The organism is Tautonia marina (assembly GCF_009177065.1).
GTDB lineage: Bacteria > Planctomycetota > Planctomycetia > Isosphaerales > Isosphaeraceae > Tautonia > Tautonia marina.
Genome location: NZ_WEZF01000011.1, coordinates 172,574 through 196,077 on the forward strand (window position 1 = coordinate 172,574; position 23,504 = coordinate 196,077).

Annotated in this window: 21 protein-coding genes; 15 read left to right on the plus strand and 6 right to left on the minus strand. The window is 65.5% G+C overall.

Annotated features, from left to right (window positions below; all coding sequences use genetic code 11):
- Positions 1-7: 7 nt before the first annotated feature.
- Positions 8-529 carry a DUF309 domain-containing protein gene (locus GA615_RS14925; RefSeq protein ID WP_152052104.1) on the minus strand — a complete coding sequence of 174 codons (522 nt, stop codon included), beginning with the start codon at positions 527-529 and terminating at the stop codon, positions 8-10.
- 242 nt (positions 530-771) lie between these two features.
- On the opposite strand from GA615_RS14925, the gene eutB reads away from it, so the two are divergent.
- The 3 genes from eutB (at position 772) to GA615_RS14940 (ending at position 3,848) form a co-directional block, all read left to right on the plus strand.
- Positions 772-3,075, plus strand: a complete 2,304-nt coding sequence (gene eutB / locus GA615_RS14930; RefSeq protein WP_152052105.1) for an ethanolamine ammonia-lyase subunit EutB — start codon at positions 772-774, stop codon at positions 3,073-3,075.
- Positions 3,076-3,165: 90 nt separating this feature from the next.
- The gene (locus tag GA615_RS14935) at positions 3,166-3,438 is read left to right on the plus strand and encodes a hypothetical protein (RefSeq protein ID WP_152052106.1); all 273 of its coding nucleotides are present in this window, start codon (positions 3,166-3,168) and stop codon (positions 3,436-3,438) included.
- Positions 3,439-3,449: 11 nt separating this feature from the next.
- Positions 3,450-3,848, plus strand: coding sequence for a helix-turn-helix domain-containing protein (locus GA615_RS14940; RefSeq protein ID WP_152052107.1), 399 nt, complete (start codon positions 3,450-3,452; stop codon positions 3,846-3,848).
- Positions 3,849-4,011: 163 nt separating this feature from the next.
- On the opposite strand, the gene GA615_RS14945 is transcribed toward GA615_RS14940, so the two are convergent.
- Positions 4,012-4,665, minus strand: a complete 654-nt coding sequence (locus GA615_RS14945; RefSeq protein ID WP_152052108.1) for a PEP-CTERM sorting domain-containing protein — start codon at positions 4,663-4,665, stop codon at positions 4,012-4,014.
- Positions 4,666-4,890: 225 nt separating this feature from the next.
- Here GA615_RS14945 and GA615_RS14950 point away from each other — a divergent pair, with 225 nt between their 5' ends.
- From GA615_RS14950 to ygfZ, 4 genes are all read left to right on the plus strand, one after another.
- Positions 4,891-5,568 (plus strand): sigma-70 family RNA polymerase sigma factor, encoded by a 678-nt coding sequence (locus tag GA615_RS14950; RefSeq protein WP_235905446.1) that lies wholly within the window; start codon positions 4,891-4,893, stop codon positions 5,566-5,568.
- A gap of 128 nt (positions 5,569-5,696) precedes the next feature.
- The gene (locus GA615_RS14955) at positions 5,697-6,803 is read left to right on the plus strand and encodes an anti-sigma factor family protein (protein ID WP_152052109.1); all 1,107 of its coding nucleotides are present in this window, start codon (positions 5,697-5,699) and stop codon (positions 6,801-6,803) included.
- Between the two features lie 253 nt (positions 6,804-7,056).
- Positions 7,057-8,253, plus strand: coding sequence for a lactate racemase domain-containing protein (locus tag GA615_RS14960; protein ID WP_152052162.1), 1,197 nt, complete (start codon positions 7,057-7,059; stop codon positions 8,251-8,253).
- A gap of 78 nt (positions 8,254-8,331) precedes the next feature.
- A complete protein-coding gene (ygfZ, locus tag GA615_RS14965; protein ID WP_152052110.1) occupies positions 8,332-9,339 on the plus strand; it encodes a CAF17-like 4Fe-4S cluster assembly/insertion protein YgfZ in 1,008 nt (335 codons plus the stop codon).
- Positions 9,340-9,595: 256 nt separating this feature from the next.
- Here the strand turns inward: ygfZ and GA615_RS27525 are convergent, their stop codons facing one another.
- On the minus strand, positions 9,596-9,865 hold the full coding sequence (locus GA615_RS27525) for a hypothetical protein (protein WP_161602350.1): 270 nt from the start codon (positions 9,863-9,865) through the stop codon (positions 9,596-9,598).
- 403 nt (positions 9,866-10,268) lie between these two features.
- On the opposite strand from GA615_RS27525, the gene GA615_RS14975 reads away from it, so the two are divergent.
- From GA615_RS14975 to GA615_RS15010, 8 genes are all read left to right on the plus strand, one after another.
- Positions 10,269-10,991 carry a glycosyltransferase family 2 protein gene (locus GA615_RS14975; protein WP_152052111.1) on the plus strand — a complete coding sequence of 241 codons (723 nt, stop codon included), beginning with the start codon at positions 10,269-10,271 and terminating at the stop codon, positions 10,989-10,991.
- Complete coding sequence (locus GA615_RS14980) at positions 10,988-12,619, plus strand: hypothetical protein (protein ID WP_152052112.1); 1,632 nt, start codon at positions 10,988-10,990, stop codon at positions 12,617-12,619. The genes GA615_RS14975 and GA615_RS14980 overlap by 4 nt, the downstream gene beginning before the upstream one ends.
- A gap of 175 nt (positions 12,620-12,794) precedes the next feature.
- Positions 12,795-14,069, plus strand: coding sequence for a GNAT family N-acetyltransferase (locus GA615_RS14985; protein ID WP_152052113.1), 1,275 nt, complete (start codon positions 12,795-12,797; stop codon positions 14,067-14,069).
- 349 nt (positions 14,070-14,418) lie between these two features.
- Positions 14,419-16,053: a CTP synthase gene (locus GA615_RS14990; protein ID WP_152052114.1), complete on the plus strand. Its 1,635-nt coding sequence runs from the start codon at positions 14,419-14,421 to the stop codon at positions 16,051-16,053.
- Between the two features lie 49 nt (positions 16,054-16,102).
- A complete protein-coding gene (locus GA615_RS14995) occupies positions 16,103-16,696 on the plus strand; it encodes a Uma2 family endonuclease (protein WP_152052115.1) in 594 nt (197 codons plus the stop codon).
- 114 nt (positions 16,697-16,810) lie between these two features.
- Positions 16,811-18,136: a sulfatase family protein gene (locus GA615_RS15000; protein ID WP_201750195.1), complete on the plus strand. Its 1,326-nt coding sequence runs from the start codon at positions 16,811-16,813 to the stop codon at positions 18,134-18,136.
- A 117-nt stretch (positions 18,137-18,253) separates the two neighbouring features.
- Complete coding sequence (locus tag GA615_RS15005) at positions 18,254-18,679, plus strand: FKBP-type peptidyl-prolyl cis-trans isomerase (RefSeq protein ID WP_152052116.1); 426 nt, start codon at positions 18,254-18,256, stop codon at positions 18,677-18,679.
- 299 nt (positions 18,680-18,978) lie between these two features.
- Positions 18,979-20,973, plus strand: coding sequence for a hypothetical protein (locus GA615_RS15010; RefSeq protein WP_152052117.1), 1,995 nt, complete (start codon positions 18,979-18,981; stop codon positions 20,971-20,973).
- Between the two features lie 21 nt (positions 20,974-20,994).
- On the opposite strand, the gene GA615_RS15015 is transcribed toward GA615_RS15010, so the two are convergent.
- The 3 genes from GA615_RS15015 to GA615_RS15025 are packed head-to-tail and all read right to left on the minus strand — an operon-like array spanning position 20,995 to position 23,499.
- Positions 20,995-21,537 carry a YkgJ family cysteine cluster protein gene (locus GA615_RS15015; protein ID WP_152052118.1) on the minus strand — a complete coding sequence of 181 codons (543 nt, stop codon included), beginning with the start codon at positions 21,535-21,537 and terminating at the stop codon, positions 20,995-20,997.
- 39 nt (positions 21,538-21,576) lie between these two features.
- Positions 21,577-22,281 (minus strand): site-2 protease family protein, encoded by a 705-nt coding sequence (locus GA615_RS15020; protein ID WP_152052119.1) that lies wholly within the window; start codon positions 22,279-22,281, stop codon positions 21,577-21,579.
- A gap of 39 nt (positions 22,282-22,320) precedes the next feature.
- Positions 22,321-23,499 (minus strand): N-acetylglucosamine-6-phosphate deacetylase, encoded by a 1,179-nt coding sequence (locus tag GA615_RS15025; protein ID WP_235905449.1) that lies wholly within the window; start codon positions 23,497-23,499, stop codon positions 22,321-22,323.
- Positions 23,500-23,504: the final 5 nt, after the last annotated feature.

The following is a 23,504-nucleotide window of genomic DNA, read 5'->3' on the forward strand; positions in this document are numbered from 1 at the left end:
CACACGGTCATCCGTCTTCCGGTTCGATGGGAGGGCCGAGCAGGCCGGCGACGACCGGGCGGAGATCGGCGGGGGCAATTGGGGGATCGGCGGCGAGGCGACGGGCAAGGGAAGCCCAGGAGGAGAGATCGAGGCCCAGGAGGCGCGGAACGCCGAGCGCGACGACGCCTTCGAACAGCTCGGCGGCGCGGAGGGCGTGGGTGGAGACGCCTCGGGGCTGCCCCTGGCGGACCTTGACGCCGGCGGCGGCGAGCTTGATGAGCGCCTTCAGAACGTCGGCGGTGGGGCCGCGGCGGTGGTGGGCATGCCAGAGGGATTCCCAGGCTTCGTGGGCCTCCCAGTAGTAGCCGGCGTTGTAGAGCCGAACCCCGCGCAGGTAGGCGGCCGAGCGGTGCCAGGCGTCGGCCTCGATGGGCGAAACCGGATGGCGGGGGGTATCGGCCAGGTGCCCACCGGCGCCGCTGATCGGGTGCGGCCAGGGGCCTCCGGGGACGTAGGAGTAGGGGGGGAGGGGGTCGTCGGGAGCCATCGGCGAGGACCAAGAGGGGCGCGAGGGGATTCCCGATGCGCGACGGGAGGCCGCCGGAACCGACCCGACCGGGGGACGCGAACAATTCTCCTGGAGCATTGCGCGGCCGAGCGGTATTGTACGATGTCTAAGACATTCGAGACAGCCTGACCGGGACCGCATGGCCGTGATGCCGCCGGGGTCAAGCCTGGCTCGAACGGGTCCATCGTCAATCCCCCTTTTATGGGAAGACAACGCTCGTGATGCAACGCCGAACCTTCCTGAGCGCACTGGCGGGCGGGGCCTCGGCCGTCGCCTTCACTTCGATCTCGCAGCGATTGAGGGCCGGAATGCTCGCGGACGAGCCGCCGGTACGGCTCGATCCGTCCGGAGCGGGAGAGAGTGTTTTCGACCGGGTCCGGACGATGGCAGGGGCCTTTGACGCTCGGCTCTACACGAAAATCCTGGGCGCGGCCAATGCGTTCAAGGAGGGGGATGAAATTGTCGGCGTGGCCGCGGTGGATGAGGATTCGCGCGTCCAGGCTCGGACGCTGTTGAGCAACACGAGGATTGAGGAGATCGATGCACACCCGTTGATTGAGGACAGCCTGTCGGCATTGCTGCGGCGGTCGCGGGATGATCGGGCGGCGCAGCGGACGGAAGGAATGACCGTCGGGGACTTGAAGCGGTTCCTGCTCGATCGGGATGAGGACGCCATCAAGGGGATCATGCCGGGGTTGTCGAGCGAGGTGATCGGCTGCGTCGTGAAGCTGATGAGCAACGAGGAGCTGATCGCCGTCGGGTCGAAGGTGTTCAATCCGCTGCCGGGGAGCAAGGTCGGGGCGAGGGGGTATCTGGGGGCGAGGATCCAGCCGAACTCACCGACGGATGATGTGATTGACATTCGATGGCAGGTGTTCTCGGGCTGGTCGTTCGCGGTGGGAGACGTCTTGCTCGGCAATAACCCGGTGTCGAGCACCCCGGAATCGGTCGGGGCGATCGAGAAGACGTTGAAGGAGGTGATCGCCACGTTCGGGCTTGAAGACGTGCTGCCGCATTGCGTGCTGTCGCATATTGATGTGCAGGCCGAGGTGGAGGCATCGCAGCCGGGAAGCACGGCCCTCTGGTTTCAGAGCATCGCCGGGAGCGATGCGGCGAACCGGACGTTCGACGTGAGCACCGAGAAGATGCTGGGCTATGCCGACGCCCGATCGGGGCCGTTCGGCCTCTACTTCGAGACGGGGCAAGGTGCGGACTTCACCAACGGCCACGCGCAGGGCGTGGACATGGTGGTGCACGAAGCGCGCAAGTATGGCTTCGCCCGAGCCCTGGCCCAGCGTGTCGCCCAGGCCCGAGCAAATGCGGGGGCCGAGCCCGACGCCTGGTTGATCGTGAACGATGTGGCCGGGTTCATCGGGCCGGAGGTCTTCCGGACGAAGGAGCAGCTTGTCCGCTGCTGCCTCGAAGACATCGTGATGGGCAAGCTGCACGGGTTGTGCATCGGGTTGGATGTGTGCTCGACCCTGCACATGAGCGTATCGCTCGACGACCTGGACTGGTGCCTCGATCAGGTGACCCCGGCCTGCCCGGCGTACCTGATGGGATTGCCGACGAAGATCGACCCGATGCTCGGCTATTTGACGACCGGGTTCCAGGATCACGTGCGGTTGCGGGAGACGTTCGGGACGCGCGTCGAGGATCGCATGTGGGCGTTTTTCCAGGCACTCGGGGTCATCGACGCCGACGGCAGGCCGACCGAGCATTTCGGCGACCCGCTCTGGGTGTACTTGCAGTATTGCCGACGCAAGGGGGACGCGCGGAGCGACGCCGAGATCCTCTCCGACGGGACCGCCCAGATGGACGCCGTCCGGAGCCACGGCGTGTTCCTGCCCCGAGGGCACGGCGAGCGGCCGTTCGACCTGGAGCCGGGGCTCGGCGAGGCGATTACTCGGATTTACGACGACGCGAAGGAGAGCATCTGGGCCGAGCTTCCCCCGGCGTTCGTCGCCGGGGTGCCGGGGGCGGTTTCGGTGGCGACCCGATCGGCGGATCGAGAGGATTACATCCTTCACCCCGAATCCGGCGAGCGCCTTTCCGACGCGGGCCTTGAGACGATCCGGCGGCTCCGGCAGAACCATAACGGGCGCTTTGATGTTCAGATCGTGATTTCCGATGGTTTGAATGCCCTGGCGATCAGCGAGGAGGGGCACCTGGCGCCGTTCCTCGATCGCCTCCGCGCCCAGCTTGAGCGCGACGGGTTCCGGGCCGCTCCCGAGCACATCGTCGTCACCTCCGGCCGGGTCCGCGCGGGCTACCGGATTGGCGAGACGCTGTTCGGCGGCCTCGACGGGCGGCGGGCGGTCTTGCACCTGATCGGCGAGCGGCCCGGCACCGGGCACCGGACGTTCTCGGTTTACCTCACCTCGGCCGACGGGTCCGTCTGGGGTCGGGAGGACGCGGTCGACCACAACATCACCAAGGTCGTTTCGGGGATCGCCACGACGGCCCTCTCGCCCGCCCGGGGGGTGGACGAGACGATGAGCTTGTTGAATATCGTAAACCCCTGAGACGGCAGTCTGTCTTGGACACTTGTCCGGACAGTAATCGTTTGCCTAAAATTCAACTTCACCTATCAGGCTCATGAAACAAGGCTCTCGATGATCGAGTTCGACTTGATCGTCTGGGATGATGAGGACGATCCAAAAGGAAACGTCCAGCACATCGCGGCGAATGGGTTGACGATCGAGGACGTTGAACAGGTCTTGAGAGACCCGTCACAACGGGTCACTGTGAGCCGCTCGACGGGACGACCTCTTGTCTTCGGGATGACCGAGACGGGGACGATGATCCTCGTCGTTTATGAGATTCTGGAAACCGAACCCGTCACGGTCATTCGCCCCGTCACGGCGTACGAACCGGAGTCGGTGTGAGGAGTCATTCGATGCATCCCCGAACCCGTCACTCGCTGGACCAACTGCCTCCAGAGGCGAGAGCCGCCGCTGAGGCTGCCATCGCCCGAGACAAGGCCCGGCGGGCGACTCCCGAAGGGCAGGAGGAGCAAGCCCAGGTCATCCGGAAGGTCCGCGAAGAATTCCCTCCCCTGACGATCGATCCGGAGCTCGCCGATGCGCTTGCGCAGCTCCGAGCCGAGAGGCAGCGGCAAGGGTTGAGCCTGTCCGAACTTTCGGCACGTTCCGGGATCGACCGGGCTACGCTCTCGAAGCTCGAAACCGGCAAGGTACCCAACCCCACTGTCGGAACCCTCCGAGCCCTGGCAGGTGCCTTGAAGAAGCGGATCTCGTGGTCGCTGACCGACGACCCCGCCGTTGCGGGGCGTTGAGAATGGACCGGGCAGGAGATCGCTCCTTGCTGGGTGCCCTGGCCAGGAGGCGAAGGCGTGAGGGTCGCTGCGTGAGGCAAAGGTTACAAGCATCGGGATAAACACCGGGCTTGCCCACGAAGACGTGGGCAGGGCACCCGGCAGACTGGGTAGACTCAAATCGTCATTCCGCCGAAGGCTTATCCATCGACTTGCGACGCCAGTGCCGGATGACGAGAGCCGCAAGGCCGACGGCGCCCCAGCCGGCGACGGTCGAGGGCTCGGGTACTGGCTCGGCGAGGTATTCGGCAGGGATCGGGGGCAGGATGAAGGATGCGATGAGTTCGCCCTCCGAACCGCCGGTGACGTAACCGGAGAACGACACCTCATCCCGGAAAAACTCGATCAGCGGAAGCTGGATCTGCGGAGAGTCGTGCCATTGCCAGTCTGATGACAAAACCGTCCCTTGCCAGGCACCATCGGGTGTCATGCCGCCATCGGGTCTGGTCGTGACGAAGCCATCCATCTCCACGTCGAAGGAGAGTGAAGGTCCACCCGTTGCCACCGGCCCCTCGATCAAGCGATCGAAGTGAAGTTGGAGCCGGAAGTTGGCTGACACCGGCTCGGCCTGTCCGTGTTGCGGCGGTCGGACGTGAATGCTGTTGAGGCGATAACTCTGCCACGCCGGCTCGTCGGGGAGGATTGCCGAGAATGTCCTCGGCTCATTCGAGCCGAAGCCGGCCTGATCGCTCATCTCGAACGTGACCCGGATTGGGGCCGCCGCGGCGGGGGTGGCGAGCAATGCCAGAGCAAGGCAGGACAGAAAGACCGGTCGCATGGCAAATGCTCTCCAAATGGTCGGACCATCGCCAGTGATGGAGTCCCATGTGGGACAATAGCGACCAGGGAGGGAGCGTCAATACGAATTGGTGCAATTACGATTACACCGGGCGACTTCATGACGTATTGAGGTATACCGCAACCGGTCCCCCTGACCGAGGCGTCTGGGAGGCGCGGGGTATCGGGGCGGGTCGGGATTGGGGATCATTGAGGAGAGAGAGCGATGGCCCGTCGGTCGAGGGGGAGGGTCGGCGGGAACCTTTGGGCGACGAAGGGCGTCGAAGGGCATACGATGACCGGGTTCGAGGATGACCAGGAGCTGGTCGAGGCGAGTCGGGCGGGTTCGGCGGAGGCCTTCGGGGAGCTGGTCAGGAGGCATCAGGATCGGCTCTATCCGACCCTGGTGAGGTTGACCGGGTCGGCGGAGGATGCCCAGGACCTGCTGCAGGAGTCGTTCCTGCGCGCCTACCGGAAACTGGGGAGGTTTCGGGGGGGTAGCTCCTTTTATACGTGGCTGTACCGCCTGGCCGTGAACCTGGCGTTGAGTCATCGGAGGCGTCGGAAGGGGCCGGCGAGGCTCTCGGAGCTGTGGGTCGATCGGGAGACCGAGCTTGACCCGGCGGACCTTTCCGAGCGATCCGACCCCACCTTGCCGGCCGAACGGGCCGAGCGAGACGCGATGATCCAGGCCGCCCTGGACGCGCTGGCACCCGACCACCGGGCCGTGGTGGTCCTGAAGGAGTTCGACGGCCTGCGGTACGAGGAGATCGCCGCGATCCTGGACATCCCCGTCGGCACCGTCCGGAGCCGATTGCACCGGGCCCGCAAAGAGCTTCGCGATCAGCTTTCGGACTTCCTGGATGAATCGCCGGTTCGCCAGGGGCCGCTCGACTCGGACTGAAACGCCTCGGACTGATTGAACATGGCGGAGGGATCGTCTCGTTTTCGAATCCTTCTTGATCCGTCTCCGTCTGGTTGTGCTTGCCTCGCGTTCGCTTCTTCCTCATTCTTCCTTCCCCGTTGCTCCCAATGCCCACAATTGACGATTCCCTGATTCACGCCTACGTCGATGACGAGCTTGACCCCGAGTCTCGCTTGCTCGTCGAACAGGCGGCCGAGGCCGATCCTCGGGTGGCTCACTCGCTGAGTGAGCTGGCCCGATTGCACGGCCTGATGGCGAATGTTCACCGGCCACCCGACCTGCCGGACGTTTCCGGGGCGGTGGTGGCACGCCTGAATCAAGCGGCCACCCGGCGGCGAGCCTTGCAGCCGATTGCCTCGTCGACCATCCTGGCGCTGGCGGCGCTGTTGATGGTCACCCTGTTCTGGAACCGGCCGGTTCCTCAGGGCGGTCAGGGGCAGGGGCCACTGGCGGGGGTCGAAGACCCTGCCGATGCGCTGCCGGAGGAGACGATTGCCCCGGCCGGGACCGAGGCCGAACCAGAGGTTGAGGTCGCCGCCAACGACTCGACCCCGGAGACGATCGTGGCCGAAGCGGCTCCCGAGGACCCGGACGTGACGGTGGCCGAGGCCCCCGTGGAACTGGCCGCGGACCAGGCAGCGTTTCTGCTCGACCTGGTCGATTTCGACCGGTCCCGGACGTTCGTGATCGAGCCGATGGTCGGCGTCTCGGCCGAGGAGCTGGCCGAGGAGCTGAACCATCTGCTCCGCGACACGCTACGGAGCGACCCCCGCTATGGCCATCTGGCGACGGCGGAACCCGAGGCGGACGGCCGCCCGGCCGACCTGTTCTTGCTGGTTGCCAACCCGACCGAAGAGAAGAACCTGCTCGACCAGCTGGAGGAATCGCTGGGGGACCGCTGCCGGGTTGTCGAGCCGGTCGAGGCGGATCCGGCGCAATCGCTGCTGCTCGGCGATGCCGGGAGCCTGGTGCTCAAGTCCGTGGAGCAGGCCGCCCCGTTGCGATCGCGGGAGGAGCGGCTGCTGGCCAATCGCGGGCACGATCACGAGCCCGAGGCCAAGGGGAACGACCGGCTCGTGATCCCCCCGCCTCAACCGCAAGGGGTGCTGGAGTTTCCGTTGCCACCGAGGCCATCGCCCGAGGCGGTGGAAGACTCGGCCAACACCGATGACCGTCCCAACGTGATGGTGTTCTGGGTCAGACCATCGCGCTGAGGAGGCTCGATCGACCGGCTTGAACGAAAGGGGGGGAGCCGTCCTTGCCGCCAACGGCGAAGACGACTCCCCCCCCTTGCCGCGCGCCTGGCGAAGGTTTCGGGCGATTGAAGAGGGGGGGATGACCTTCCCTTTCGGTTCGCTTGAAGCGGGGAAGGGCCGGGCCTAGGATGAGGGGGAAGGCCGGTCGTGATCGGATCAGATCACGGAATCCGGCGGGGGTGGGTCTTCGGTGGATCGAGGGATGATTCCCATGCGGGTCGCGGTCGAGTTTCAGGACGATCAGATAGCCTTCGACGTGAGCGACGATCGTCTTGTCGCCGCCTGGAACGGCCCGGAGGGGATGCCGCTCGACGCCGTCCGCGAGCAGCTCCGCCGCGACCTCGAAGCGCCGAGAGGCTATCCGCCGCTCCGGCAAAATGTCGTGCCCGGCGACCGCGTGGCCCTGGCGATCGACCCGAACGTGCTGGACGTGTCGCGACTGGTCGCTCTTGTGGCCGAGGTGCTGACCGAGGCAGGGGTGGAGTCGATCGAGGGGGTCAGTCTAGGGCCGATTCCGCCGTCGCAGCGCGACGATTGGCCGGCGACGATCCGGCTGGAAACGCACGCTCCCGGCTCTGAGAACGCGCAAACGATGGCCTACCTGGCCAGCACCCAGGCGGGGCGTCGGATCTACCTGAACCGAACCCTGACCGAGGCTGACGTGGTGGTGCCGGTCGGGGCGCTCGGGTTCGACGAGGTGCTCGGCTACCGAGGCCCCTGGAGCACCATCTTTCCCGGCCTGAGCAATGCCGAAACCCAGCAGAGCGAACGGGATGCGCCCGCAGGGGTCGGCAAGCGAGGGGCGGTGCTGGAGGAGTCGGGCGAGGTGTCGTGGCTGCTCGGGAGCCTCTTTCACGTGGGGGTCTTGCCCGGTCGATCGGGAACCGCCGGGCTGGTCGTCGGCGAGGCCGGCGCGGTGCGCGAGGCGGGGATTCAGGCCGTGGACGCCGCCTGGACCTTCCGCCCCGAGAGCCGGGCCGAGCTGGTGATCGCCGGCATCGGCGCTCCGGGTCGGCCGACGAGCCTCAACGACCTGGCGCGGGGTCTGACGACGGCCGCCGGGCTCGTCCAGCGAGGCGGCAAGATCGCCATTCTCTCGCGCGTCGAAGGAAGTCCTGGCCCGGCCTTGCAACGTCTGACGGCGCTCGACGACCCCTCGCGGGGGGGAGTCAAGGCTCTCCGGGACGCCCGGAAGGAGCCCGATGCGCTCACCGCCCTTGCCATTGCCGAGGCGTTGGCCTGGGCCGATCTTTACTTGCTCAGCGCGCTGGACGATCAACTCGTCGATGACCTGGCGATGATCGCGCTCGCCTCGGCCGACGAGGCGCGCCGCCTGGCCTCGGGGGCGTCGTCGTGCCTGGTGCTGAGCCAGGCCGACCGGACCCGGCCGCAGGTGATTGAGGATTAACGGGGGATCTGCCCTCTGGTCGAGCTGACAATTTCCCCGACTGGCCAATCGAGACGATCAACGGACGAGATGTGACCGATGCCCAGCTTCCCGACTCCCGCCGCGATTGCTCTGGATTCGAAGGTTGTGATGGCCGACTTGCCGGGAAGGGCCAGGGTGCGGGTGATCGGGCCGGACCGGGCGAAGTTTCTGCATAACCTGACGACCAACGACATCAATCGCAAAACCCCAGGATCGGGCTGCGAGGCGTTTGTCACCAGCCCGCAAGGCAAGACGCTCGGGTTCATCACGCTGGTGATTCTCGACGACGAGATTCTGCTGCGCACCGAAGCCGAAGGGCTGCCGCCGATCTTGCCCCATCTGCGGAAGTACGGCGTGCTGGAGGAGGTCGAGCTGGAGGAGGCGACCGCCTCGACGTTCGAGCTGCATCTGGCCGGGCCGCTCGTGGAGGAGGTGATGGCGGCGGTCGGGGTGGAACGCTTGCCGGAAGGAGAGCTTGACCATCTGGCGGGTCACGTCGCCGGAAAATCAGTGCGATTGGTCCGGGAACGGCCGCTCGGAGCCGATGGGGTGACGGTGATCGGGGCGATCGAGGATGCCGAGGCGGTGCGATCGGCCCTGACCACGGCCGGCGAGGCGCTGGGGCTGGCGATGCTCTCGGCCGAGGCGTTCGAGGCGTTTCGGATCGAAGCCGGGACGCCGGCCTCGGGTCGAGACGTGACCGAGAAGAATCTGCCGCAAGAACTCGACCGGAATGATCGGGCGATCAGCTTCGTGAAGGGGTGCTATCTCGGCCAGGAAACCGTGGCGCGGCTTGATGCGCTCGGGCACGTCAACCGACTCATCCGAGGCTTGGTGATCGACGCCGAGCCGCCCCCGCCGGGCGGATCGAAGCTGTTCGCCGGGGACAAGGAGGTGGGCTGGATCGGCTCGTCGGCCGTTTCGGAACGCTCGGGGCAGCCGATCGCGCTGGGATACGTGCGGACCTCGCACATGAAACCCGGAAGCGTGGTGAGCGTCCGGGATGAGTCGGGCAGCGAAGCCCCGGCGACCGTGCAAGGCTTGCCGATGGGCAGTAGGCAGTAGGCAGTAGGCAGTAGGCAGTAGGCAGTAGGCAGAAAGTATCTCGCAAGAGCGGGAGAGAAGGTTGAGTTCTGCCTCCCTCTCCCCCGCGAACGGGGAGAGGGGTTGGCCTTCGATCAAGGACGCCACGCCTTGCGAGCTGGCGGGGAGCCCCCTCACCCGGCCTGCGGCCACCTTCTCCCCCGCGAGCGGGGGAGAAGGTTTGAGACAGCGCGACAGATCAGGTGGCAGGGGGATGGGACCGGACGAGGACGAGCAATCAGGCCGGGTCGGTCAGGTCGTGGAGATCGTGCGAGCGGAGCCGGTCGAGTTCGACGATGGTTTGAGAGGCCCGGCCGTGGTGGAGGTCTTCGAGGACGAGGGCGCCTCGGGGAGCGATCGGGGCCGAGCGGTGCTCGGGATCGCTGTCGGATCGGGCGAGCCGGCCTTTGAAGACCTGGCCGCCACAGTCGATCCGGATCTTCGGGAAGCGGGTTCCCTGGCCGCGCCGGATCTGGACCAGCCGCTCGTGGCACTCGTCGAAGGTCATCGGAACTCCTTTTCCCTGACGACCGATGGCCGAATGGGCCCTTTGTGGCGACCTAAACGATCGCCGAAACTTTAACGATTCACTCAGAAACTCCCTTCGGCTCGGGAGGGGCCGCGAGTTGAGCGAAAGTCCATCAAAAAGGTGTTGTATGGCGGTCACCGCACCGAAAGCCCGGATCGAATCGAATCGGGGCGAAGGGAATCTCCCGACGAGGTTGCCTTCCCTGGCAATTTGCGTCGGGCGGGGGGATGATGGCACGACTTCTGCGGTGGGTCAAGTCGAGCCGAAGCGATCGGCTGCGTTGACTTACGAGTCGCCTGGCCTAGAATGCGAAAATTGAGTGAGATTCGCCCCTTGCCAGAGCGACGCGTCGCACCCCGACCGGCCCCGAGTACCTTTTGCCATGCGCCTGCTCACGGCCATTCCCGTTTACAATGAAGAAGCCCACCTGGAACCGGTTCTGGCCGAGGTTTTGCGCCACGCGCCGGGAGACGTGCTGGTGGTCGATGATGGCTCGACCGACGGCACGCCGGAACGGCTCGCCCGGTTTCCGGAGGTGAAGGTCATTCGCCACGAGCGGAACCGAGGCTACGGGGCGGGGCTCCGAAGCGCCTTCGAGGCGACCCTGGCGGGAGGGTACGACGGCCTGGTGACGCTCGACTGCGACGGCCAGCACGAGCCGGCCCTGATCCCCGAGATTGCCCGTCATCTGGACGAGGCTGACCTGGTTTCGGGCAGTCGGTATCTGAAGATTTTCGACCCGAGCCAGGTTCCTCCGGAACAGCGTCGCAAGATCAATGTCGAGGTCACCCGGTGGCTCAACGAGTGCCTCGGGTTCCACCTGACCGACGCCTTCTGCGGCTTCAAGGCGTATCGGGCCAGTGCCTTGCGGCATTTCACGATCAGCGACGACGGCTATGCCATGCCGCTTCAGGTCTGGGTGCAGGCGGCCCAGCATGGGATGGCGGTGGTTGAGGTGCCGGTGCCGTTGATTTACCTGGACGAGTCTCGGGCGTTCGGCGGGGCGCTCGACGACGCCGAGTATCGCCTGAACCATTACCGATCGGTGTTTCAAGAGGCGCTGCGTGAGGCTCGCCTGGAAGTGGCCGGGGGGTGTTGCGGATGACGATGACCCCTCGTCGTTTGCGGGCCCCGGCCGAGGACGGCGGAATTCTGGCCGACCCTCCGCTGGCCGAGGCTCCCGGTGTTCTCGCCGCCAACCGAGCGCGGCTTGCCTCGTGGGATCACGACTTCCAGGGGCGTCGGGCTGGCCGGCTCCGGGCGATGGCCCGGCACGAGATTCTGGAGCAATCGCGTCGGTTTCTTCGCCGCTTCGGCCTCGACGACCTGGACGGGCTGCCCGATCCGGGGAGCGATCCGAACGTGCCGTTGATCGTCACCGGGCACCAGCCGGAGCTGTCGCATCCAGGGGTCTGGGTGAAGAACTTCGCCACCGAAGCGATTGCCGGGGCGGTCGGCGGGCTGGGCCTGAACCTGATCGTCGATAACGACATTCCGAAGGCGGTGGCCATCCGTGTTCCGTTTCGGGAAAACGGCCGGTTGCTCTCGCGCTATGTGGCGTTTGATGAATGGTCGGGGGAGTTTCCGTACGAGGATCTGCGCATCCGGGACGAGGCGGCCTTTGCGACCTTCGCCGATCGGACGCTGGAGCTGATGGGCCCCTTGATCGACGACCCGTTGCTCCGGCACGACTGGCCGAGGGCGATCGAGGCCACCGGAACGACCGACCGCCTCGGCCTTCGCCTGGCGGCCATGCGACGGACTCGGGAAGCGGCGTGGGGCGTGCGGAACGCCGAGCTTCCGCTCAGTCGCGTCTGCGAGTCGGAGGCGTTTCTCTGGTTCGCCTGCCATTTGCTCGCCCACCTGCCGCGGGTTCGATCGGTGCATAACGCGGCGCTGGAGCGCTACCGCAAGGCGCACGGCATCCGGAGCCGGAACCATCCGGTGCCCGAGCTGGCCCAGGAGGGGGACTGGTACGAGGCCCCGTTCTGGATCTGGCGGCGCGAATCGCCTCGGCGTCATCCGTTGCTCGCCCGACAGGTCGATCCGACCCGGATGGAGCTTCGGATTGCCGGGGAGGACGAGCCGCTCTGCGAGTTGCCGCTCGGCCCCGATCGAGACGCCTGCTGCGCCGTCGAACGGCTGCGGGAGCTACCGGCCGAGGGGGTGCGCTTGCGGACTCGGGCGTTGACGACGACCATGTTTGCCCGCGCCTTGCTGGGCGACCTGTTCCTGCATGGGATCGGGGGGGCGAAGTACGACGAGCTGGGAGACGAGGTCTTCCGGGGCGTCTTCGGCCTGGAACCGCCGGCCTTTCTGACCCTGTCGCTGACGCTCTGGCCGGGCTTGCCCGATGATCCGGCCTCGGCCGAGCAGCTTCGGAGCGTCGAGGCCCAGATTCGTGATCTGACGTTCAACCCCGACCGTCACCTGGCCGAACCGCTGCCCGAGGCGGCCCGATCGGCTCTGCTGGCCAAGCAATCGGCCGTGGAAGGCCCGACCGGGTCGCGTCGCCAGCGGATTGCCCGCTACTATGCGATTCGAGAGGCCAACCGGGCCCTCGAACCGTTGGTGTCGGCCGAACGGAGCGCGTTGCACCAGCAGGCCGAGCGGTTGCGGGCGGGCCTGGCACGCAATGCGCTGGCAAGAAGTCGGGAGTATGCGGCGGTTCTTCACCCTTCGGATCGGCTCCGAACGGCCCTGAAGGGGGCCTCCCGGGTGACTTCGACGTAAGCTTCGGCAGAATTGCCGGAAATTTTCGCCGCTCGCCCGAGGCGGAGGGCCGTTCGGTCCCCTACAATAAGGCATTCGGTCGTGCCGCGGCCTGCCGGATGGCCGGCTCGGGCCGCGGGTCCGGACTGTTCAGCCCGAGCCGCCGCGAGCCGGCGGCCTCCTGGTGCGTTCGCTGATGAAAGAGTCCCCGTCCAGCTCGCGATTGCCCGTCCGTCGCGGCCCCGTCGAATTCTGCCAGGGGAGCGAGGCCGATCACGAGGCCATCTATCAAACCCTGTTGCATGTCTTCCACGGGCCCGACCGCGAGGCGTTCCTCGGCTCGCTGAGCGACCCGTCCTACAAGCCCGAGCAGCGCCTGCTGGCCCGGGTTGAGGGGAAGGTTGCCAGCCATGCGCACCTGACCGAGCGGATCGTCCGCTACGGATCGGTCCCGCTGGTGATGAACGGCGTGATGTGGGTCGGCACCCTGCCGGAATACCGGGGGCAGGGGTACGCCCAGGAACTGCTCCGCCTGGCCGACACTCGCGCCCGGGCCTCCGGGGCGGTCTTGATGGCCCTGACGACCGCCATGCCCCGCTTCTACCGGCCGATCGGCTGGGGACTCTGCGGCAAGCAGACCCTGGGCAAGGCCCCGAGCCGGACCTTGCCGATCGGCGGGGATGCCGCGGCCGATGGTCAGCCCGGCCCCTGGCACGTCCGGCCCTGGCGGCAGGTCGAGCTGGGCGACCTGATGGAGCTTTACGACCGCAACTACGGCCAGACGACCGGCTCGATCGTGCGGTCGGAAGAATACTGGCGCTGGATTATCGGCCGGAAGTACGCCCATGTGATCTGGGTGGCCTGCCTCGGCGAGAAGGTCCACGGCTACGCCTTTGTGAAGGATCACAAGATTCTGGAACTGGCGGTCGATCCGGACCGGCCCGAGGCCCTGCCGGCCTTGCTCGGCCGGGTTCGGTCGGAGGCGCTGGAACGGGCCTATCCCGAGGTGGTCGTGCACGCGCCGATCGATCACCCGGTCATCAGCACCTTCCGACAGATCAAGGGAACGATTCTCGACGTGGATGAGCTGGAAGGCAACGCGTCGATGTACCACATTCCCGACCCGGAGCGGTTCCTGCGCACGATCTTGCCCGAGCTGTCGAAGCGGGTGGCGGCCTCGAACGCCTCGCCGGTCGAGCTGGGCCTGACGGTCGAGGATCGCCGTTTCCTGCTGCACATCGAGCCGACCAAGACCCGCACCTCGATCGACCCCGACCGCCTCGGCCGCCGCCACCTCACCCTGACCGCCGACGCCTTCGTCCGGCTGGTCATGGGCCACACCGACCCTGACGCCCTGCTGGAGGAAGATCCCGGCATGCAGGCCTCGACCGCCACGGCGCTCGACTCGGCCCGCATCCTGTTTCCTCGTCAGCCGATCTGGCGGAGCCCGCTGGATGCGGCCTCGGCCTAGAGCCGTTCCCGTAGGGTTGTCGTGATCAGCGGGCAGAGTCTCCTTCTCCAGTCTCGTTGTACCGCTTCCACTCCTTAATGGTGGGTTTTTCCCGGGTGGCCTGGTGGCTCGTCAACCGGGGTTTCCGGAGCGACGAGCGGTCTCAGTGGGGCGTCCCGTTGCCTCTTGCGGCGACGCCGCCCCGGTTGGCGAGCAACCGGGGCCACCCAGAGCAAAGGGGCGACACATCCTGTGAGAGTGGAAGCGGGAGGCCAACCGATGGTCGGTGCGATGGTATACTGTTGGTTTTGAAGTCGCCGAGGGGTCATCGGAGCGCCGGGGAAGGCTCGGCGGGGGAACGGGAAACGGAATGGCAAAGCATATTTTCGTGACGGGCGGCGTGGTGAGTTCGCTGGGCAAGGGGTTGACGTGCGCGTCGATCGGGATGCTGCTGGAGCATCGGGGGCTGAGGGTCCGCTTGCAGAAGTTCGACCCGTACATCAACGTCGATCCGGGGACGATGAGCCCGTATCAGCACGGCGAGGTGTACGTGCTCGACGACGGGTCGGAGTGCGACCTGGACCTGGGGCATTACGAGCGGTTCACCGATGCGCCGTTGACGAAGGATTGCAACTACACGACGGGGAAGATTTATCTGTCGGTGATCCAGAAGGAACGCGAGGGGAAGCACTACGAGGGGAACACCGTGCAGGTGATCCCGCACATCACCGACGAGATCAAGGCGGCCGTGCTGAGGCTGGCGGATGATGATGTGGACGTGGTGATTACCGAGATCGGCGGCACGGTGGGCGACATCGAGGGGTTGCCGTTTCTGGAGGCGATCCGGCAGTTTCCGCTCGACGTGGGGAAGGAAAATTGCCTGTTCATTCATTTGACGCTTGTGCCTTACTTGAAGGCCGCCGGAGAGCTGAAGACGAAGCCGACGCAGCACTCGGTGACGGCCTTGCGGCAGATCGGCATTCAGCCGGATGTGCTCATTTGCCGAACCGAGCACTCGATGAGCGAGGACATGAAGCAGAAGATCGCGCTGTTCTGCAACGTCGAGCCGAAGGCGGTGATCGAGGAGCGCGATCGAGAGTTCAGCATCTATGAAGTGCCGTTGAGCCTGGTGGGGAACGGGCTGGACGACCTGATCGTCAAGAAGCTGAACCTGAAGGCGAACCCGCTGGAGATCGACGACTGGCGCGACCTGGTCGAACGGATCAAGCATCCGGACGCCGAGGTGACGATCGCGGTGGTGGGGAAATACATCAAGCATCGGGATTCGTACAAATCGGTGTACGAATCGCTCGATCACGCGGGGATCTCGCACCGGGCGCGGGTCGTGGTGCGTCGGATCGAATCGGAGGAGCTGAGCCAGGGGGACCCGGCGGCCTTGCTGGCGGGGGTCGATGGGATCTTGATTCCCGGCGGGTTCGGAATGAGGGGCGTGGAAGGGAAGGTGGAGGCGATCAAGTACGCCCGGACCAAGGGGATCCCGTTTTTCGGGATCTGCCTGGGGATGCAGTGCGCGACGATCGAGTTTGCCCGCAACGTGCTGGGTCTGGAAGGGGCCAACAGCACCGAGTTCGACAAGATGACGCCGCACCCAGTGATCGCCTTGATGGAAGGGCAGCGCGTGGTGCGCGAGCGGGGTGGCACGATGCGGCTCGGCTCGCAGAAATGCGTGCTGCGACCGGGGAGCATTGCCCATCGAGCCTACGGCACCGATGAGGTCTGGGAGCGGCACCGTCACCGCTACGAGTTCAACAACGGCTACCGGATGCACATGGAAGACACCGGCCTGATTCCGACCGGCACCAGCCCGGACGGCTCGCTGGTTGAGATCATCGAGATTCCGGACCACCCGTGGTTCCTGGCGGTTCAGTTCCACCCCGAGTTCCGCTCGAAGCCGACGCGATCGCACCCGTTGTTCCACGACTTCATTGCCGCGGCGCTGGCCCGGCGCGAGTCGGGCCGGGCGGAGGTCGAGGCCAGGTCCTGATCCAGGCTGGAACGCACGGTCCCCTCAGCGCCTTGGAGGACAGCCCATCATGGCAAGCATCACCAGCGACGCGCCCACGATTCTCTCTGATGAGGAACTGGATACCCCGGAGGTGATGACGCTACCGGACCTGTTCGAGGTGATCGACGGCGTGGTAGTGGAGAGTCCCCCGATGGGTCTGGACGAAGGACTGCTTGCAAACGAGCTCAAGCGATTTCTTGATGCGTACCTCGCCCAGCACCCGGCGGGCCGGGCACTCACGGAAATTCTCTTTGATCTGAGTCCGGCGGTGAGTCGGAGTCGTCGACCCGATGCGGCGTTCATCAGTTTTGATCGATGGCCGAAGGGGAAGCGACTGGGACGAGGAATCGCGATGCCCGCGACGCCCGAAATCGCTGCCGAAGTTGTGAGCCCCGGCGACGGAGCGGCCGATCTGATGGACAAGCTCCACGAATACTTCGCCGCCGGCGCGCAACTGGTCTGGATCGTCTATCCGAGCGTTGAACAGGTTTACGTGTATGACTCGGTTTCGACTGTTCGCATCCTCGGCCGGGCCGACCGGCTCGACGGGGGGGCGGTGCTGCCGGGATTTCAGTTGCCGCTGGCCGAGCTGTTCGGCCCACCGGCCGAAGCGGGAGCCTGAGCCACGGGCCGCCGGACTTCGGCGTCGGTGCGCTCTTGGGATCGGCGGGGGGGACCGTTATGGTAAGGGGCCACACATCGCGTCGTGCCCCATCCTTCGAGTGAGGTCCTTTTCATGACGGTCTTGAGACTCCGAAGGCTCATCGTGCTTGGTGTCGTCGGCTTGGTGTTCCTGGCTCTGGGAAGCGGCTCGGCAACGGCCGAAGACCCCAGCAAGACGCCGCCGAACGTGGTCCTCATCATCTCGGATGATCACGCCTGGACCGATTACGGCTTCATGGGGCATCCGGCGGTGCAGACGCCTCGGCTCGATCGCCTGGCGAGCGAGAGCCTGACCTTCAGCCGGGGGTACGTGCCGTCGAGCCTCTGCTGCCCGAGCCTCGCAAGCATCATCACCGGCCTGTTTCCGCATCAACATAAGATCACGAGCAACGATCCGCCGATTCCGGAGGGGATGACCAACGCCGAGTTTTACCGATCGTCCTTCTTCACCGAGGGTCGAGAGGTGATGAACCGGCACATGGAAGCCGTCCCGACCTTGCCGAGGCTGCTGGCCGAGCGCGATTACCTGAGCCTTCAGACAGGCAAGTGGTGGCAGGGGCATTACTCCCGAGGAGGGTTCACCCACGGCATGACCCAGGGGCAGCGGCACGGCGATGAGGGACTGGTCATCGGTCGGGAAACGATGGAGCCGATCGAAGCGTTCGTGGCCGAGGCGAAGGCACAAGACCGCCCCTTCTTCCTCTGGTATGCGCCGTTCTTGCCCCACACGCCCCACAACCCGCCCGAGCGCTTGCTGGAGCGGTATCAAGACGTCGCCCCGACGCCGTCGATCGCCCGCTACTGGGCCATGATTGAATGGTTTGATGAGACGTGTGGCGAGCTGATCGACCTGATCGACGAGGAAGGGTTGGCGGAGAATACGATCATTCTTTATGTCTCAGACAACGGCTGGACGCAGGACCCCGAGGGGCCGGGGTTCATTCGGTCGAAGCGGTCGCCGTACGATACGGGACTGCGCAGCCCGATCATGGTCCGATGGCCGGGCCAGGTCGAGCCGCGCTTCTCGCACGAGCTGGCCAGCTCGGTTGACCTGGCCCCGACGATCCTCAAGGCGGTGGGGCTGGAACCGACCGAGGCGATGCCGGGGATCAACCTGCTCGATGTCGAGGCCGTGGCGCGTCGGCGAACGATCTTCGGCGCGAACTATGAACACAACGCCATCGATCTCGATGATCCGGCCGCCAACCTGCGCGAACGATGGGTAATCGACGGCCCGTGGAAGCTGATCGTGCCGACGGAATTGAGCGAATTGACCGAGCCCGAGCTGTACCAGCTCGACGCCGATCCGGCCGAATTGCGCAATCTGGCCGAGGCGCAAACCGAACGGGTTGGGCAGATGATGGAGACGCTCAACCAGTGGTGGACCCCGCGTCCGTGAGGGTCGTCCGAGAGAATTGGGGTTTGCAGCGTAGACCGGAATGCGTTATCCGTGGAGGTTCGACTCTGCGTCCCAAGGCGTGGAGCATTCCGCGACTCGAACCATGGGAGCTTCGTCATGGCCCAGGCCCAAACCGGCAACACGGTCCGCATTCACTACACCGGCCGGCTGGCCGATGGCACCGTCTTTGACTCCTCGGACGGCCGGCAACCGCTCGAATTCACGATCGGCGAAAGCCAGGTGATTCCCGGTTTTGAGGAGGCCGTCACCGGCATGGAACCGGGGCAGGAAACCACGGTGACGATTCCTTCGGATCGAGCCTACGGCGCTCATCGCGAGGAACTGGTCTTCGATGTTCCTCGGGCCCAGTTCCCCGACGACCTCGACCCCCAGATTGGCCAGCAGTTGCAGATGACCAACGGCAGTCAGACGGCCGTCGTCACCGTGTCGAGCCTCTCGGACGGATCGGTCACGCTCGACGCCAACCACCCGCTCGCGGGCAAGGATCTGACGTTCGACATCGCTCTGGTCGAGATCCGCTGAGCCTTGCCACGGGAAAAGCACGACGAATTCCCGAGAAGAACACCAAGGGTGAAGGACATGGTTCCTTCCCCTTTCTTCTTGATTCTTTTTTCGAGTCGGTGGCTCGAAGTCTGCTTGTCGATCCAGCCGGATCTGGTTTATAAGGTCTTCCCTTTGATGGATTTGACTGGTGTGAAGGCCCGTCTCGCGTAAAGATGTCCGAAAGGCAAAGGTCAGGGAATGACCTCGAAGCCTTGCCAGGGAGGGTCGTCATGGCGATTCGAGGTGAGAAGGTTCGTGTTGCGGAGACATCGCAACCGATGAAATCGCTCAGAGGCCATCACGCTGCGGCAAGGCCCCATCCTGACGAGGCGCCTGTCACCCCGAGGCGAACCTTCGTCCCCCGTCAGCACGCGAGGGTCTTCGCGGCAACGCTCGCCCTGATTGTCGGGCTCGCGGCGATTCACCTCTCGCCCACGCTTTTCACCGGGTATCTGTCCGACGACGGAATCACGTCGCTCGTCCCAGGGATGCTGACCTACACCGGCGAGAGCCTGACCACCCGCGTGGTGAATTCCATGCGGAACGTCATGCTCAGCGGGCGATTTTATCCGCTTCACTGGATTCCTTTCAATGGCATCTTTGCCGCAATCCCTGATGTCTTTTTCTATAAATGTTATATTTTATTGATGATTCTCGGGAACATTGCCCTGTTCGCCACCTTTGTCCGATCGTTGACCGGCGATCGGGGCCTGGCCTGCCTGGCCTGCCTGGGGACGATTTGCGCCATGCAGGTTCGTCCGTTCCATGATCCCATCCTCTCGTTCTTCGGCCTCTTGCAGATCGTCGTTGCACTCCTGCTGATTTCGCTGATCGCGCTGGATGCCGCGCTGACCGGCCGGGGCCGTGGTTGGCTCATCCTCGGCGTGGTTGCCTATTTCGTGGCCATGCTCACCTACGAGGTGACGTATCCGCTGTTTGTCCTCCACCTGTTGTTGATTGTGTATCGTCGTCCGGGCTGGCGGGCGCGTCTCCAGGATGCCATGCCGTTTTTCCAGGTCGTCGGCCTGTGCGTGTTTCTCTCAATCTTGCTGCGCTGGCTTCATCCGAACGCCAAACCTGAACCTGGCGGAAATCTTCCCGGATATGTCCATGACATGAATCTTGACGCAGCCGAGATCCTGACGACGCTGGGCCGGCAGGCGGTCTCGGCGTTGCCTCTCTCATCCTTCATCGAGGACTCGGCAGGACTGTTCGGGGACGTCCAGGGACCGGCTGCATTCGTGAGATGGGTCGGGCAAACCGAGGTGATGGGCCTCGGGGTGCTTGCCATGCTCGCGTGTTCCCTGAGCCTTCGGCAGCTTCACGACGGGAAGGAAGCCCCCTCACGACGGGCATATGGGTTTTTCCTGCTGTTCGGCCTGGTGCTCGCCGTCTTGCCAGGGTTAACGACCTCGGTCTGTATGAGATACCAGGAGCTTGTGACCCCGGGCACGGGCTATGTTCCTGTTTACATTCAGTATTTCGGGGTTGGTTTGGTGCTGGCCTCGGGAATCGGATACGCCGTCACGCGGTGGAGTGCGTCCGGCAGTCGGGCACGCAGGGTGGCGAGGGTTGTCACGGCGACGAGCCTTGCGGGGTTGATCGGCGTGTCGTACCGGGCGAATGCGGACACGTGTGTGGCGCTGGTCTCACCCCCTGGGTCGCGGCATTTCAATGAAACCGCGTTCCGGATGGAGGGGGGCTGGCATCATGCGCGTGTCAATCTGGAAACCGCGTTGCGGGCCGGGGTGCTGGATGAGGTTCCGGAATATTCACAGCTTGTTTTGACGAATGAGTATGCTCCCTGGCATTCGACGGTCTTCAGCCTGTTCTTCTACGCGATGAACGCGGAGAAGATTCTCGCCGTCATGCCACCCTCGTTTTTGAGCGGGGCCTCGATGACGACCGAGACTCACCGCGCGATGCTCGGCCAGCATCCCATGAATGCGGAATCACGCTACCGGATCACCGATGCCAGCTTCGGCCCCAGGACGGGCTTTGTTCTGGTCTGGCCCGAGGAGGAGGACGGGGCGGAGGGACGGGGGACCGGGGCCCGGCTGTTTGTTCGATTCCCAGAGGCCGACCGTGAGGGGGCGGAGAAGCACTTCCGGCTGGTCGGCTCGTTCAAGGACCCGGAACGAGCGGGAACGTTTTCCCAGCGTCTCCACGAATTCCCCCTGCTGGAAACCGGGACCGGCTGGAGCATGTATCGTTTCGGCAACGAGCTTTCACACATTCGTCCCGAGACGCTCACGCTGACGTTCGATCGGTGAGAGAGGGCCTGGTCTGGCTGGTCAGGGGGTGCCAGACTGCCGGGTGAATAGGTCGCGGAGCCGGACGCGGACGCGGGCCGAGACCTCGCCGTGGGCCTGGTGCTGGAGCTGCGCAAGCTGCTCCTCGACCGGGCCGAGGGTCCAGCAGGCTTCGGAAGGAAGCTCCTCGATGGGTGGTCCGGTCACGTCGTTCAGGGGGCAGATGTCGCGCAGCTCGATGAGGGAGTCGCCTTCGTCGGCCTCGTCGAGCCAGCGGAGGGGATAGCCCTGCGTTCGGCAGACGTAGGGGCGATGTTCGTAAATGCGGCACGCCCCCTGATCGTCGAGGAAGGCGCAGGAGCCCTCGGGGTGGGGGGCGCCGGTTGCGAGCAACGGGGCATGGTGACGGCGGATGAGGTCGGCCTCGACCGGGAAGACGGTGAGATCATCGACGCAGCACGAGGCACAGCCGCGGCGGCACTGGAGGCGGTCGCGGTGCAGGTCGTCGAGCGGGCGTGTCGCGCGATCGACCGCCTGGTGCAGGGTGGTGATCGGGTCGGGGTCGTCGTTGATCGGGTTGGACACGCAGGCGGGCTCCAGGGGCTTCCCTCAATGAGGCGTCAATTAACCCTCGCGCTCGGCCATGATCATGCGGTGATGATGAGAGAGCAGGACGTAATTCGTGAACGCGAGGTAGCCGAGCAAGAGGGTGAGGATCAGATTTTGCGCCCAGATGCCCGCAAGGGCCGCGCCGGTGCCGGCGGCCAGGAACGAGACGATGTGCGACCGACGCGCCCCGTGGCGAGGGCTGACGCGATCGAACATCGTCATCATGAGCTGCCCACCGTCGAGCGGCCAGATCGGGATCAGGTTGAAGACACTGTAAAGGATGTTCAAGATCAAGAGCATGGAAAACGCCAGCTCGACCTCGGGGCTGAGGGCGACATTGGAGGTGTTGAGAATCGCCCAGAGAACAACTGTTGCGATGGCGAGCAGGAACCCGGCGACCGGCCCCATCAGGGTAACCAGCAACCGGGCACCGAACCCGCGTTGCTCACGATCGGACGCACAGACACCGCCGAAGCCGTGCAAGACGATCCAGGGTTGCTCACCGCCGAACTTTGCGGTGAGGCCGTGACCGAGTTCGTGAACCAGGACCGAAAGGAACACGCAGGCGGCGATGATGAGGGTGTTTTCCGGAGCGGTTTCCCCACCGAATCGCATGCCGATGATGGCCGCGAGCAGCCAGAAGAACGGCGTGACCCGGATCGGGATACCAAACAGTTGAAAGTTCAGATCGAGGCGGGTCGGGTTCGGAATGCCGAACATGGAAGCGTTTCCTTTGTCGCCAGGGAGGGGCCGATCCCATCAGCCCCGGGCGTTGCGGTCGTCGGTCGGGCAGGTTTCGGGAGAGGCAGGGGTGGACTGGCCGGCCACCATCGTTTCCATCAACCGGAAGCGACCGCCGGGCAGAGTGAAGCGGATGAGGTCGGCCGGAGCCCCGGGGGCGATGACCGGCTCGGGCTGGCCGATCAACCGGGCCGGTCTGGTGGAGGCGCAGGCGATCGCCTCGCTCGCCGAGAGGCCGGCGGCCTGCATCAATCGGTCGATGCCGATGGGTAAGGGGCGGTTCGCTCCGGCCAGGTACGGCGTGCCGGCCACGACGACCCGGCCCGACGCCTCGACGGCCCATCGGCCGTAGGTTCCCGGCGGCAAGCCGGCCAGGGGGCTGGCGTCGCTAACCAGGACGACCCGCTCGGGAGTCTTGGCGCGGACGAGAACGCGGATCACGTCGTCGTCGAGGTGGTGGCCGTCGGCAATGAGCGAGGCGCAAAGGCGGTCCTCGGCGGCCTGGGTCCAGATCGGGTTCGGATGCCTCGGAAGCAGGGCGACAATGCCGTTGCCGAGGTGGGTGCTGAGGCGAGCCCCGGCATCGGCGGCGCGGCGGATCGTCTCGGGATCGGCGGCCGAGTGGCCAAGGGCAACCGTGACGCCCGAATCGGCCACGCGCTTGATCAGGTCAAGCGCTCCCGGCCGTTCCGGGGCGAGGGTGAGGATGGTGACCCGGCCACCGCTGGCCGCTTGAAGCTGCTGGAACAGGGTCCAGTCGGGGTCTCGGATGGCCTCGATCGGGTGGGCGCCGCGGTAGCCGTCGTCGGGAGAGAGGAAGGGGCCTTCCAGGTGGATACCGGCGACGCGGTGGGCGACCTGGGGATCGGCCTCGCAGGCGGCGGCGATGGTGGCGACGCCGTGCCGCATGTCGTCGATCGGGGCGGTGATGAGGGTCGGGCAGATGCGCGCCGAGCCGTCGGCATCCTGCGCGAGGACGATGTCGCGGACCTGCTCGACGGTCAGGGTCGGGTCGGAGAACGAGACGCCGAGGCGGCCGTTGGTCTGGATGTCCCAGAGGGCCGGGGCGATCCAGGAGTCGTCGGGGGTGATCGCCTCGGGGCCGTCGGCGGGTTCGACCGAGGCGATCTTCGGGCCGTCGAAGCTGACGCGAGTCCAGCGACCATCGGTCACATGGCGGGCAACGATTGCAGACACGGTCA